Here is a 13,100-nt window from a genome sequence, read left to right as displayed (position 1 = left end):
CGCCCCTCCGCCCCGGCACCCCGCCCGCCCGCGGGTGCGCCGGGTCGGTGTGCACCGTGCGGTCGTTTGGGGTGCCGGGGCGGCGGGGAGTGGGAACGCAAGTGCGCGCAGGGGCCTGGCGCATGATCACGCGTAACCGCATACTGCGGTCATGCGCCGCCTCATCTCTCGCGTCTCCGGGCCGTTCGACACCGTGTTCTGCGTCGTGTGGGCCGGCCTGCTGTGGGCGTTCACGTCCATCCCGCTGATCACCGTCTTCGCGTCGACGTCCGCGCTCACCGCCGTCGTCGCCGCCCGCAAGGACCGCAACGAGCAACCGATCTGGCGGCTCTACAAGGACGCCTTCGTCGCCCAGTTCCGCCAGAGCGTCGTCCTCGCCCTGGTCTGGGGCGTCGCCGGCGTCGTGCTGTGGGCGGACTTCTACTTCGGCGTCAACGCCCACGCCGGCATGGCGCTCCGCGTCCCCGCCGCGGCAGCGGCCCTGCTCGGCGGGATCGTCGCCGCCGGCTCCGCCGCGTTCGCCTGCCAGCTGCTGGTCAAGCACCCCGCGCCGGTCCGCGTCCAGATCCGCAACGCCGTGCTGCTCTCGCTCGCCAACATCGGCACCACGCTGCTGTGCGCGCTGCTGCTCGCCGCCGGCGTCGTCGCCTCCTACCTGGTCGCGCCCGCGCTGCCGGTCCTCGGGTACCTGGTCGTCGCGCTGCAGTACCGCCTCACCGCGCGCGCCGTCTCCCGCACCCTGGTGAAGGCCGAACGGCACGGCGTGGACGGCGCCGAGGCGCCCGCCGCCCCGAAATCCGCCGCCGCATCCCGGAGTTAGCCCGACGTTTCCCCAAGATGTCCGGGCGGCGTCAATCGGACATGGGACGACCGACTAGGCTCTTGAGCCATGCGCAGAGCGAAAATCGTGTGTACCCTCGGCCCGGCCACGGACTCGTACGAGCAGATCCGAGCTTTGGCCGAGGCCGGGATGAACGTGGCGCGGTTCAACCTCTCCCACGGCTCGTACGCCGAGCACGAGGAGCGGTTCCACCGCATCCGCAAGGTGGCCGAGGAGACCGGCCGGCAGATCGGGATCCTCGTCGACCTCCAGGGGCCGAAGATCCGCCTCGACACCTTCGCCGAGGGGCCCGTCCTGCTGGAGCGCGGCGACGAGTTCACCATCAGCACCGAGGACGTGGTCGGCGACCGCAGCTGCTGCGGCACCACCTTCAAGGGCCTCGCCGCGGACGTCAGCCGCGGCGAGCGCATCCTCGTCGACGACGGCAAGGTCACCCTCGAGGTCACCGACGTGGAGGGCCCGCGCGTCCACACGATGGTGATAGAAGGCGGCATGGTCTCCGACCACAAGGGGCTCAACCTGCCCGGCGTGGCCGTCTCCGTCCCCGCCCTCTCCGAGAAGGACCGCGAGGACCTGCGGTGGGGCCTGCGGATGAAGGCCGACATGATCGCCCTCTCCTTCGTCCGCTCCGGCGCGGACGTGGTGGACGTGCACAAGATCATGGACGAGGTCGGCCTCCGCCTCCCCGTCATCGCCAAGGTGGAGAAGCCGCAGGCGGTCGAGGCGCTGGAGGAGATCGTCGACGCCTTCGACGGCGTCATGGTGGCCCGCGGCGACCTCGGTGTGGAGATGCCGCTGGAGCAGGTGCCGCTGGTGCAGAAGCGTGCCGTCAAGCTCTGCAAGCGGAACGCCAAGCCGGTCATCGTCGCCACCCAGATGCTCGAATCGATGATCACCAGCTCGCGGCCCACCCGCGCCGAGGCGTCCGACGTCGCCAACGCCGTGCTGGACGGTGCCGACGCGGTGATGCTCTCCGGCGAGACGTCGGTCGGCAAGTACCCCGTCGAGACGGTGAAGACGATGTCCCGCATCGTCGAGGCCGCCGAGGCGGAGGAACTGGCCCACGGCCTGCCCGAGCTGACCAAGGCGCAGAAGCCGCGCACCCAGGGCGGAGCGGTCGCCCGCGCCGCCGCCGACATGGGCGACTTCCTCAACGCCAAGTTCCTGGTGGCCTTCACCCAGTCCGGCGACACCGCGCGCCGGCTGAGCCGCTACCGCTCGCCGATCCCCGTGCTGGCCTTCAGCCCCGACGAGACGGTGCGCAACCAGCTGGCGCTGTCGTGGGGCGTGGAGACCTTCCACAGCCCGCTGGCCAAGCACACCGACGAGATGGTGGAGCAGGTCGACGCCGAGCTGCTGCGGCTGGGCCGCTGCGCCAAGGGCGACCTGGTCGTCATCACCGCGGGGTCGCCCCCCGGCGTTCCCGGTTCGACGAACCTGGTGCGGATCCACCACATCGGCGAGGACGACACCCCGAAGCACTGACGCCTGGCGGCTTTGCGCCCAGGGGTGCGGGGCAGCTCGCCGAGTCACCGTCGGTTCCGGTCACTCGCGCACTTCCCCGCGCCCCTTACGGGGCGTCAAGCGTTGACGTAGTCTGGAGAACGATACCGTTTCGTACACCTCGGGGGACGGGGAAGGGGGTCCAGCGTGGAGCCGCAGTCGACGGCCGGCGCCGCGACCACCGCGAGACGCGGCCGCGCGGACCAGGCGATCTACGAGGCCGTCTGCGAGCTGCTCGCCGAGAGCGGCTACGAGCGCCTGACCATGGACGCCGTCGCCGCCCGCGCCCAGACCAGCAAGGCCACGCTCTACCGCCACTGGACGGGCAAGCCCGACCTCGTCGCGCACGCGGTCAAGTGCCGCTTCAAGGGCGAGGACCCGCGCCCGCCGGACACCGGCAGCCTCCGCGGCGACCTGCTGGCCCTGCTCGACGGCTTCCGCGAGCGCGTCCGCTCCACGGACGGCGACCTCTACCTCGGCATCCTGACCGCCATGCGCCAGGACCCCGAGCTGGCCCGCATCATGCACCGGCGCTCCGCGGACACCCGCGACCACGCCGCCACCTGCATCCTGCAGCGCGCCCGCGACCGCGGGGACGCGCTGCGCGCCGCCGGCGGCGAACTGCCGATCAGCGCCGCCATGTCCGAGCTCGCCACCCGCTGCATGATGCGCGGCGAGCCGGCCGACGACCGGATCCTCGAACGGCTTGTCGACGAGGTCGTCCTCCCCGCCCTCAGCGCCCACGGCAGCTGAGCGCGGGCCCCCTCAAGCCCTCTGCTCCACCTCCTCGTACAGGAGGAAAGCCGCATGACCGCTCCGGCCATGTCCGAACACCGTGCCACACCCGACCCGCGCCGCTGGTGGGCGCTGGCCGTCATCGGCCTCGCCCAGCTGATGGTCGTCCTCGACATGACGATCGTGAACATCGCCCTCCCCAGCGCCCAGCACGCGCTCGGGATGAGCGACGCCAACCGGCAATGGGTGATCACCGCCTACACGCTCGCCTTCGGCGGACTGCTGCTGCTCGGCGGCCGCCTCTCCGACCTCTTCGGCCGCAAGCGCTCCTTCATCACCGGCCTCATCGGCTTCGCCGGCGCCAGCGCCATCGGCGGCGCCGCCACCAGCAGCGGGATGCTCTTCGGCGCCCGCGCGCTGCAGGGCGTCTTCGCCGCACTGCTGGCACCCGCCGCGCTCGCGCTGCTCACCACCACCTTCACCGACCCGCGCGAACGCGGAAAGGCGTTCGGCGTCTTCGGCGCCATCGCGGGCGGCGGCGGGGCCATCGGCATGCTCGCCGGCGGCGCGCTCACCCAGTACCTGAGCTGGCGCTGGTGCCTCTATGTCAACGTGCCCGTCGCGATCGCCGCAGTCATCGGGGCGACCTCCCTGCTGCACGACCGGCCCGGCGACCGGGCCCGCTCCCGCCTCGACATCCCCGGCGTCATCCTGGGCTGCGGCGGGCTGCTCGCCGTCGTCTACGGCTTCAGCGAAGCCGAACCGCGCGGCTGGAGCGACGCGCTGGTGCTCGCCCTGCTGGCCGGCGGCGCCGCCCTGCTCGCCGCCTTCGTGCTCTGGCAGACCCGCACCCGCACCCCGCTGCTGCCGCTGCACATCGTCCGCGACCGGCAGCGGGCCGGCGCGCTGATCAGCATGGCGCTCGTCGCCGTCGGCATGTTCGGCAGCTTCCTGTTCCTCACCTACTACCTCCAGGGCGTGCTGCACTGGTCGCCGCTGAAGACCGGGCTCGCCTACCTGCCGATGACCGGGGCGATCATCATCGGCTCCACCCAGATCTCCGCACGGCTGCTCACCCGCGTCCCGCCGCGCTGGCTCGCCGGGCCCGGGATGACCATGGCGGCGATCGGCCTCGCCCTGCTCACCCGCCTCAACATCCACTCCGGGTACGCCGGCACGGTGCTGCCCGCCATCCTCGTCCTCGGGCTCGGGATGGGCTGCACCTTCATGGCCGTCATCTCCACCGCCACCGGCAGCGTCGCCCCGCAGGACTCCGGCGTGACCTCGGCCGCCCTCAACTCCACCCAGCAGGTCGGCGGTTCGCTGGGCACGGCACTGCTCAACACCATCGCCGCCTCCGCCACCACCAGCTGGATCGCCGCCCGGGCCGCCGGCATCCGCACCCCCGCACAGCGCGGGCTGCTCGCCGCCCGGGGCACCGTGCACGGCTTCCACGTCGCCACCTGGTGGGGCGTCGGGGCCCTGCTGCTCGGCGCGCTGACGGTGATCCTGCTCGTCAACGCCCCCGCGCCGGGCAGGGCCGCACCGGACGGCGCGGCCGACACCGGCCGCGAGCCCGCCCAGGACGAGGCCGTCACGGCCTGAGCGCCGCCACCAGCGCCTGCACGGCCCGGGCCACCGGGACGGGGACGCCGTGCGCGTCCCCGCCCCGCACCACCGGGCCGAGCAGCGCCTCGTGCTCCAACTCCCTCCCGGCGAGGCGGTCCTGGAGCATCGAGGACGGCGCGCCCGGCGGCAGCGCCCGCAGCCACGTCAGCGCCTCCGCCGGCGCGTCCGCGGGCAGCGCCGCGCCCTCGGCGCGGCCCACCGCGGCGGCCTCCTCCAGCAGCGCGAGCAGCAGGTCGCCGACGGCCGGCTCGCGGAAGACCTCCACCCGGCGGCCGGTGAGCGCGGTGATCGGGTTGCCGGCGACATTGGTGAGCAGCTTGCGCCAGGCCGCGGTCCGGAAGTCGGCGGCCGTCTCGGCGTTCAGGAATGACCCGGCGAACAGCGCCGCCACCGCCCGCCCCGCGGCGTCGTCCGGCACCACCAGCCCGCGCCCGCCGGTGCGCCGGGCGGTGGCCCGACCCGGGCCGGTGCGCTCGGCGTTGAGGTACATCAGCGCCGGGACGACCGGCGTGCCCGGCGGGACGAGCGGCGCCAGCCGCTGCCGGTGCTCCACGCCGTTCTGCACCACCAGGACGGGGGCGTCCGGGCCGGCCAGCGCCCGCAGCCAGGGCGCGGCGGCCGCCGTCTGATGCGCCTTGACGGCCAGCACCACCAGCGCGGGGCCGCCCGGCGGCGGCTGCTGCCCGGGGTCCCGCAGCCAGCGGACACGGTGGCGGTGCGGGCCGCCGTCCCCGTCGCCGCCCCGTGTTCCGTCGCCGCCCGCTGTTGCTTCGCCGTCCCCTCTGCCTTCGCCGTCCACCTGCACCGACAGCCCGTCCAGCACGCTGCTGCCCCCGCAGGCGACCACCGTGCGGCCGCCGTCCGCCAGCGCCACCCCGACCGCCGTCCCCACCGCCCCGACACCCACCACCGCGACCCACGCCCGTGCGCCCTGCGCCATCCGGCATCACCTCGGGGGCATCATCCACCCACCGGGTGACGGAGGTGTTTCGCGATCCCCGGACCACCTCAGCGATAGGCCGCCGCCTGCACCCCGTACAGCTCCGCATAGCGGCCGCCCGCCGCCATCAACTCCCGGTGCGAGCCCTGCTCGACCACCTGCGCCCCGTCCAGCACCACGATCAGATCCGCGGCGCGGACGGTGGAGAACCGGTGCGAGACCAGCACGGTGACGCCGCCCGCGGCGCCCTCGCGCCGCGCCTCCGCCGCATACCGGGCGAACAGCACGTGCTCGGTCTCCGCGTCCAGCGCCGACGTCGGCTCGTCCAGGATCCGCAGCAGCGGCGCGCCCCGCATGAACCCCCGGGCCAGCGCGATCCTCTGCCACTGGCCGTGCGACAGCTCCACCCCGCCCTCCCACGCCGTGCCCAGCCGGGTCTCCGGGCCGTCGGGGAGTCCGGCGAGCACCGAGTCCGCCCCGGCCCGGACGACGGCCGCCGCGACCGCGTCCCGGTCGTCGATCCGCGGGAGATCGCCCAGCCCCACCGAGCGGGCCGCGGTGAACTCGAACGGGAAGAAGTCCTGGAACGCCCCGGTGAGACGGGACCGCCAACCGTCCGCCGGCATGCGGTCCAGCGGCACCCCGTCCACCAGGATCCGGCCGCCCGACGGCTCGTACAGCCGGCAGAGCAGCTTCACCAGCGTCGACTTGCCCGCCCCGTTCTCCCCGACCACCGCCACCACCGCCCCGGCCGGCAGCCGCAGCGACACCCCCTCCAGCACCGGGCGGTCGGTGCCCGGGTAGCGGAACGAGACGTCCTCGAAGACGATCCCCGCGGTGAGCGCGTCCGGGACGGGTGCGTCCCAGCGCCGCCGCCCCGCCGCCGCCCACCCCTCCAGCCACACCAACCGCCGCGACTGGTCCACCCAGATGGTGCGGAACCCGTTGAACTGGTCCACCGTGCGGGCCAGATACCCCGACAGCCGTCCGCCCGCCGCCAGCACCAGCAGCACTCCGCCCGCCCGCGCCGGCCCCGAACCCGTCGAACCCGTGGACGCCTCAACCACCAGACACGCCGCGAACGCCGCACCGAAGAGCCCGAACGCGACCAGGCTCCAGCCGATGTTGCACCAACCCACCCGGGCCAGCACCCGGTTGCGCCGGTGCCACGCCTCCGCCCACAACGCCCCCAGCCGCTCCTGGGCACCCGACACCCGTATCTCCTTGCCCGTCCCGGCGTCCGTCCCCAGATCGAACAGCCGGCGGGCGCGGCGCTGCAGATGCTCCACCCGCTCCTCGGCGGCGAAGCCCACCGCGCTGCGCCACAACGGCAGCAGCGCCATCGGCACCGCAAAGAGCCCCAGCAGCCCGAAGACCGGACGCACCGACATCAGCAGCGCCAGCGTCACGCCCAGCCGCAGCAGCCCGCCGCCCAGATCGAACAGCCGGGCCGGCAGCTCGCTCAGCCCGCCCGCCCAGTCCCGCAGCCGCGCCATCCGGGCCAGGATCTCCGGCCGCTCGTGGTGCTCGACCGTCGGAACGGACGCCTCCAACCCGGCCAGATGCGCCTCGATCCGCACCGCCGCGCGCTCCGACAACCGCTCCCCGAGACGCGACGCCACCGTCCCCAGCAGCCAGCCGGCCGCCGCCAGCACCGCCAGCAGGCCCGCCGCGGCGGCCAGTTCGGAACCGCGGTGACCGGCGACGGCCCGGCCCAGCGCGGCGACACCGACCGCGAAGAGCACATCCGGCAGCGCGGCGGCGAGGGTGGTGAGGCCCGCAACCCACATCAGCCGCGGCCCGGCGCGACGGCAGAGGCGGAGAGCCCGGCCCAGGCCGCGCCACCACGGCGGGAGCGCGTCCAGCTCATCGCCCGGCGCCACGGTGCACCTCCTCCTCGTCGGTGCCGTGCCCGTCGCCGTGCTCGTCGTCGCCGTGCCCGTCGTCGAACGCGGACGCCTGAAGCGTGTACAGCGCGCGGTAGCGGCCCCCGGCCGCCATCAGCTCCTCGTGCGAACCGGACTCCACCACCCGGCCGTGCTCCAGCACCACGATCCGATCCGCCTGACGCACCGTGGAGAACCGGTGCGAGACCAGCACCACCGTCCGCCCCCGCGCCGCCGCCAGCACCCGGCGGAACACCTCCGCCTCGCCGCGCACGTCCAACTGGGCCGTCGGCTCGTCCAGCACCAGCACCCCCGCGCCGCCGCGCACCGCGCAGAGCGCCCGGGCGATCGCCACGCGCTGCCACTGCCCGCCGGACAGCTCCGTGCCGCCCGGAAAGCCGCGGGCCAGCACCTGGTCCAACTCGGCGACGCCCGAAGCGCCCGCGTCCGCCAGCGCGGCCCGGACGTCCTCGTCCGGGGCGAGCCCCGGTGGGTCGACGTTGTCGCGCAGCGCGAGCGGATAGCGGGCGAAGTCCTGGAAGACCGCCGCGAGACGGGACCGCCAGCAGGCGGTGCCGAGATCCCGCAGGTCGATGCCGTCGACGGTGATCGCGCCGCCGTCCGGGTCGTACAGCCGGCACAGCAGCTTCACCAGCGTCGTCTTCCCCGCCCCGTTGACGCCGACGATCGCCAGCGACCGGCCCGCCTCGATGCTCAGATCCAACCCGTCGAAGACCGGACGGTCGGCGTGCGGATAGCCGAACCGCACACCGGTGAAGCGCAGCTCGCGCACCGGCAGGCCGTCGGCACGGCCGGACCCGGACGGCAGCGCGCCCCGCCTCGCCGCCTTCGCCGCCAGCGGCAGCACCGCCGCCACCCGCCCCGCGGCGCCGCTCAGCGCCGGGCCCAGCGCCCCGAAGCCGAGCGCCGACGCACCGATCGCCGCCTGGGCGAAGACCACCGCAGCGCCCATCGTCAGGCGTCCCCGCGAGGCGTCCGCGGCGAGCGAGGCGAAGAACGCGGCGTTCGCCGCCACCAGCAGCGCGACGGAGGCCAGCAGCGGACCGCGGCGCAGGCGGGTGGCCCGCTGCCGCAACTCCACGAGGCGGGCGCGGTCGGCGGCGAAGAGTGCCACCGTCCAGTCGGCGAGCCCGAAGAGCCGCACCTCCTTGGCCGCGGGCGGGCGGACGGCGAGGCCGAATGCGTACGCGGCGCGCTGCTGGGCGGCGCGCATCCGAGGATCCGACAGGTCGAAGGCGGAACTGCGGCGTAGCAGCCGCTGGGAGGCGAGCCAGGCCCCGCCCACCAGCAGCGGCGCCCACCAGGCGTACCGCGCCAGGACGGCGGCCTGGGCGGCCCCGGCGAGCGCCTCGGCGAGGCCGCTGCCGAGCCGGGGGACGGCCATCGTCAGGATCAGGCCGCTCATGCCGGTCTCGAAGTCGCGGGCGACGGCGAGGTCTTCGGCGAGATCCGGCGACTCGAGGTGGGCGAGGCCGGGCGGACGTGTCGCGCCGTCCAGCAGGCGCGCGTAGAGCCGCCCGGCGAGCCGCTCGCCGAGATGCGCGCCGGCCTCGGCATGGAGCGGGCCGAGGACTTGCAGGAGGACGAAGACGGCAGCGGTGGCGGCGAGGGCGGCGGTGTCGGGGCGTCCCTCGCGGACGTCCTCCACCAGCGCCCCGACCAGCAGCGTGAAGGAGGCGGGCAGCAGCCCGCGGAGCAGGATCAGCCCCCACCAGCCGGCGGCCAGGCCGGGGTGGGCGCGGGGGAGTTCGGCGAGGAACCGGAGGGTGCGCACGGCGGAGGGGGCTCCAGGATCGGCGAGGGAACCGCCCCGCGAGGCAGCAGCAGCCGCGGCGGCGGATCGGACGTCGTCTGCGGCGCGCGTGGCGGGCGCCGCCCGGAGTTCAGATCACCGCGCGGCACGCTACCGCTCGCGCCGACGGGGCCGCGAGCGATTAACGCGCGCCTAGTACTTGGCCCCGACGTGCGTCTCCATCAGCGCGACGGAGGCCTTGCGGGCGACGCTGATGTCATAGATGCGGCCGCGGTTCTTGGCGGCCATCGTCCACTCGACGCCGACCAGGTCGAGGGCGTCCGTGTAGATGCCGATGATGTCGGCGGAGAGGTTGGTGAAGAAGTAGCGCGGGTACTCGTAGCGCTTGACCCGTCCCTGAACGATCTTGGTCGTCCAGTTGGTAACGCGGCAGCCGTCGGAGTGGATGAGGCCGCGGATCAGCTCCCAGGGGTGCTCGGCGACGATGTCCTGCTGCCACGGTTCGAGCACGATGGGGCGGTTGTGCTTCTTGCCGGGCCCGTGCTGGGGGAAGAGGCACTGCCAGTGGCTGGAGTAGGACTTGACCTCGGTGCAACCCGGGCGCTGGACCCGGCCGGTGCCGCATTCCGGGAGCACGGCGCGCAGGGCAGCCTCTGCCAGATCCTTCAGGGCGGGGTAGTGGTCGTCGCAGTAGATGGCGAGAGTGTGCTGCCGATATTTGGAGACGATGTGGCCGTCGCCAAGGTAGAGCCCCAGGAGGTAGGCGTAGACACGTCGGTCGAGCGGCAGCCCGTCGCATCGGGGGCAGCACTTCGCCGGCGTCCGCCCGGGGCACTCGCCGCGCTTGAACCGATCAACGTGAAGCCAGTAGCCGACGGTGCCGCGGGGGACGTTGAGCTGATCGGCGACGACCTGATAGGGGGCGCCCCCGCGGAGTAGGGACAGGGCCTTCTGACGCACCGCACGTGCGTGGTGTTGTGGCACATGACTGAGCGTCACAGCCGCCACTGACAGTCTGACATTGTGGAAGAAATTGGTGCCGGAAGCGGGACTCGAACCCGCACGCCCTTTCGGACACAACCTTTTGAGGGTCGCGTGTCTACCGATTCCACCATTCCGGCTACTTTAGTGGGACATGTCCGTTTTCTACGGGCCATCCAACTGCGCAGAAGTCTACACAGAGCCGGTAGGCTCGTGCATGCACCTTCACCAGCTCGAACCCCCGGGGAGTCCACCGTGTCAGCCGATGAGTCGACCGACGTGTCCGTCCCCGCCGTGCGGGTTGTCATTGCCGAGGACGAGGCGCTGATCCGCCTGGACATCAAGGAGATGCTCCAGGAGGAGGGGTACGACGTCGTCGGCGAGGCCGGGGACGGGGAGGCGGCCGTCAAGCTCGCCGAGGAGCTGCGGCCCGACGTGGTGCTGATGGACGTGAAGATGCCCGTCCTGGACGGCATCTCCGCCGCGGAGCGGATCATCGGGGCGCGGATTGCGCCCGTCCTCATCCTCACCGCGTTCTCGCAGCGCGAGCTCGTCGAGAAGGCGCGGGACGCCGGCGCGATGAGCTACATCGTCAAGCCGTTCACCAAGACGGACCTGGTGCCGGCGATCGAGATGGCGGTCTCCCGGTACTCGGAGATGGCCGCGCTGGAGCAGGAGGTCGCCGACCTCTCCCTCCGTCTGGAGACGCGCAAGCTGGTGGACCGCGCCAAGAGCGTGCTGCAGTCGCAGTACGGGCTGAGCGAGCCGGCGGCATTCCGGTGGATCCAGAAGACCTCGATGGACCGGCGGCTCACGATGAAGGCCGTCGCCGAGGCGGTCATCGAGGAAGGCACCAAGGCGAAAGCCGACAAGGCGGATTCCGCCGACATGGGCGACAGTGCGGACAAGGATGCCTGATTAACCCTCAAGCATCCTCCTGACCTGCCCAATTGAACTTCCATTTACCTTAATTGACGGGTAAAAACTTCACCCATTCGTGTGGTGGGCATTTAAATCTGCCTACACTGCGGCAGCCTGAGAGGGGAAGTCGCCACCGGCCGGAATCCGGCGCGGGGCGGTCTCGGGCTGCCGTACTTCAATGCCACGAACACGGGGAGTGCCCGTATATGAGTGAGAGCACCACAAGCACCAAGGCGTCCGCTGGGCCGAGATCCGGTCATCTGAAGCGCGATGTCGGCATCGTCAGCCTGCTCTTTGCCGGAGTGGGCTCCATCATCGGATCCGGCTGGCTCTTCGGAGCGATGAACGCCGCCAAGATCGCGGGGCCGTCCTCCGTCCTGTCCTGGGCCATCGGCACCGTGATGATCCTCCTCATCGGCCTGTGCTTCTCGGAGCTCGGCCCGATGATCCCGGTCTCCGGCGGCGTGGTGCGGTTCCCGCACTTCTCCTTCGGCTCGTTCACCAGCTACACCATGGGCTGGATCACCTGGATCGCCGCCGCCACCGTGGCGCCGATCGAGGTGGAGGGCGCGCTGCAGTACGCCACCAAGTGGGCGCCGCTCACCACGGCCCACTCCAACGGCGCGCACACCCTGACCGGTCTCGGCTACCTCATCGCCGTGCTGGCCATGGCGCTGTTCGTCGTCATCAACTACTACGGGGTGCGCTGGTTCGCACGCCTGAACAACATCCTGGTCACCTGGAAGCTGCTCATCATCGTCCTGGTGGTGGTGGCGTTCCTGCTGACGGCGTTCCACGGTCACAACTTCAATGCGACCGAGTACGGCAAGGGCGGCGGATTCATGCCCGGCGGCGCCAAGGGCATCTTCAGCTGCATCGCCACCGCCGGCATCACCTTCTCCTTCCTGGGTTTCCGGCAGGGAATCGAGCTGGCCGGTGAGACCAACAACCCCAAGCGCAACATTCCCATCGCCATCATCGGCTCGGTGCTCATCTGCGGCGTGATCTACGTCCTGCTGGAGGTGGCGTTCATCGGCGCCGTCCCGGGCAAGAACCTCGCCGCCTCGCACGGGTGGCTGGACCTCAACTACGCCAATGACTTCGGTCCGTTGGCGGCGCTCTCCACGATCCTGGGGCTGGGCTGGCTGGCCACGCTGCTCTACGTCGACGCGGTGATCTCGCCCGGCGACACCGGCCTGATCTACACCACGGTGACGGCCCGCGTCTCCTATGCGATGGGGATGAACCGCAACGCGCCGCGGTCGCTGGCGAAGACGACGTCCAAGGGCGCGCCGCTGGTGTCGCTGATCGTCACCTTCGTCATCGGTCTGATCGTGTTCCTGCCGTTCCCCAGCTGGCAGCAGCTGGTCGGCTTCATCACCTCGGCGACGGTGATGTCCTTCGGCGTCGGCCCGATCGTGCTGATGGCGCTGCGCCAGCAGGCGCCGGACGCGCCGCGGCCGTTCCGGCTGCCGGCCGCCCCGGTGATCTCGTTCCTGGCGTTCTACTCCTCCAACCTGATCGTCTTCTGGGCGGGTTGGGACACCGACTGGAAGCTGATGGTCAGCATCCTGCTCGGTCTGGTGGTGCTGGGCATCTACTACGTCACCTCCAAGGAGGAGAAGCCGAAGCTGGACTTCCGGACCGGCGCCTGGGTGCTGGTGTGGCTGCCGCTGGTGACGATCCAGAGCTGGCTGAGCGAGTTCGGCGGCACCGGGAAGATCAGTCTGGGGGTCGGCTTCGTCACCAACCTGGTGATCTCGGGGCTGGTGTTCTGGCTGGCGCTGCGGTTCAAGCTGCCGGCGTCGGAGGCGCTCGCCCACCTGGAGGAGGCCCGCAGGGAGGCGGACCACTCCGACGAGGCGGAGGAGCCGCTTCCGGCCGCGTGAA

10 protein-coding genes and 1 tRNA gene are annotated in these 13,100 nt (G+C 72.2%); 6 read left to right on the top strand and 5 right to left on the bottom strand.

The features are described from left to right. Positions 1-151: 151 nt before the first annotated feature. The 4 genes from BIV57_RS22135 to BIV57_RS22120 all read left to right on the top strand — a co-directional run bounded on the left by BIV57_RS22135 (position 152) and on the right by BIV57_RS22120 (position 4,684). Entirely contained in the window at positions 152-820 is a 669-nt protein-coding gene (locus tag BIV57_RS22135) for a DUF624 domain-containing protein (RefSeq protein WP_071658643.1), read from the top strand. 69 nt (positions 821-889) lie between these two features. Beyond that, positions 890-2,326, top strand: a complete 1,437-nt coding sequence (gene pyk, locus BIV57_RS22130) for a pyruvate kinase (protein WP_071658642.1) — start codon at positions 890-892, stop codon at positions 2,324-2,326. A gap of 165 nt (positions 2,327-2,491) precedes the next feature. Then, entirely contained in the window at positions 2,492-3,097 is a 606-nt protein-coding gene (locus tag BIV57_RS22125) for a TetR/AcrR family transcriptional regulator (protein ID WP_071658641.1), read from the top strand. Between the two features lie 54 nt (positions 3,098-3,151). Continuing rightward, positions 3,152-4,684, top strand: coding sequence for an MFS transporter (locus BIV57_RS22120; RefSeq protein ID WP_071658640.1), 1,533 nt, complete (start codon positions 3,152-3,154; stop codon positions 4,682-4,684). Here BIV57_RS22120 and BIV57_RS22115 read toward each other — a convergent pair. From BIV57_RS22115 to BIV57_RS22095, 5 genes are all read right to left on the bottom strand, one after another. After that, complete coding sequence (locus tag BIV57_RS22115) at positions 4,674-5,648, bottom strand: ketopantoate reductase family protein (RefSeq protein WP_071658639.1); 975 nt, start codon at positions 5,646-5,648, stop codon at positions 4,674-4,676. The two genes, BIV57_RS22120 and BIV57_RS22115, sit on opposite strands and share 11 nt — an antisense overlap. Positions 5,649-5,716: 68 nt before the next feature. Next, positions 5,717-7,531, bottom strand: coding sequence for an ATP-binding cassette domain-containing protein (locus BIV57_RS22110; RefSeq protein ID WP_071658638.1), 1,815 nt, complete (start codon positions 7,529-7,531; stop codon positions 5,717-5,719). Further along, entirely contained in the window at positions 7,515-9,329 is a 1,815-nt protein-coding gene (locus BIV57_RS26530) for an ABC transporter ATP-binding protein (RefSeq protein WP_071658637.1), read from the bottom strand. Before BIV57_RS26530 ends, BIV57_RS22110 begins: the two co-directional genes overlap by 17 nt. Positions 9,330-9,500: 171 nt before the next feature. Beyond that, positions 9,501-10,268 carry a helix-turn-helix domain-containing protein gene (locus tag BIV57_RS22100; RefSeq protein ID WP_175548827.1) on the bottom strand — a complete coding sequence of 256 codons (768 nt, stop codon included), beginning with the start codon at positions 10,266-10,268 and terminating at the stop codon, positions 9,501-9,503. Between the two features lie 74 nt (positions 10,269-10,342). Continuing rightward, positions 10,343-10,429: transfer RNA gene (locus tag BIV57_RS22095), tRNA-Leu, on the bottom strand. Between the two features lie 115 nt (positions 10,430-10,544). On the opposite strand from BIV57_RS22095, the gene BIV57_RS22090 reads away from it, so the two are divergent. Together BIV57_RS22090 and BIV57_RS22085 are read left to right on the top strand one after the other, a co-directional pair. Further along, on the top strand, positions 10,545-11,207 hold the full coding sequence (locus tag BIV57_RS22090; RefSeq protein ID WP_245797850.1) for an ANTAR domain-containing response regulator: 663 nt from the start codon (positions 10,545-10,547) through the stop codon (positions 11,205-11,207). A 209-nt stretch (positions 11,208-11,416) separates the two neighbouring features. Continuing rightward, the gene (locus tag BIV57_RS22085; RefSeq protein WP_071658634.1) at positions 11,417-13,099 is read left to right on the top strand and encodes an APC family permease; all 1,683 of its coding nucleotides are present in this window, start codon (positions 11,417-11,419) and stop codon (positions 13,097-13,099) included. Position 13,100: the final 1 nt, after the last annotated feature.

Origin of the sequence: Mangrovactinospora gilvigrisea (genome assembly GCF_001879105.1) — a bacterium.
In the GTDB taxonomy this organism is placed as follows: domain Bacteria; phylum Actinomycetota; class Actinomycetes; order Streptomycetales; family Streptomycetaceae; genus Mangrovactinospora; species Mangrovactinospora gilvigrisea.
This window is presented reverse-complemented; position numbering and strand designations above follow the sequence as displayed.

What these genes read in the sequence shown, in the direction of transcription:
- pyk (WP_071658642.1), top strand. Translation starts at nt 890, where the DNA reads ATGCGCAGAGCGAAAATCGTGTGTACCCTCGGCCCGGCCACGGACTCG.
- BIV57_RS22120 (WP_071658640.1), top strand. Translation starts at nt 3,152, where the DNA reads ATGACCGCTCCGGCCATGTCCGAACACCGTGCCACACCCGACCCGCGC.
- BIV57_RS22085 (WP_071658634.1), top strand. Translation starts at nt 11,417, where the DNA reads ATGAGTGAGAGCACCACAAGCACCAAGGCGTCCGCTGGGCCGAGATCC.
- BIV57_RS22135 (WP_071658643.1), top strand. Translation starts at nt 152, where the DNA reads ATGCGCCGCCTCATCTCTCGCGTCTCCGGGCCGTTCGACACCGTGTTC.
- BIV57_RS22115 (WP_071658639.1), bottom strand. Translation starts at nt 5,648, where the DNA reads ATGGCGCAGGGCGCACGGGCGTGGGTCGCGGTGGTGGGTGTCGGGGCG.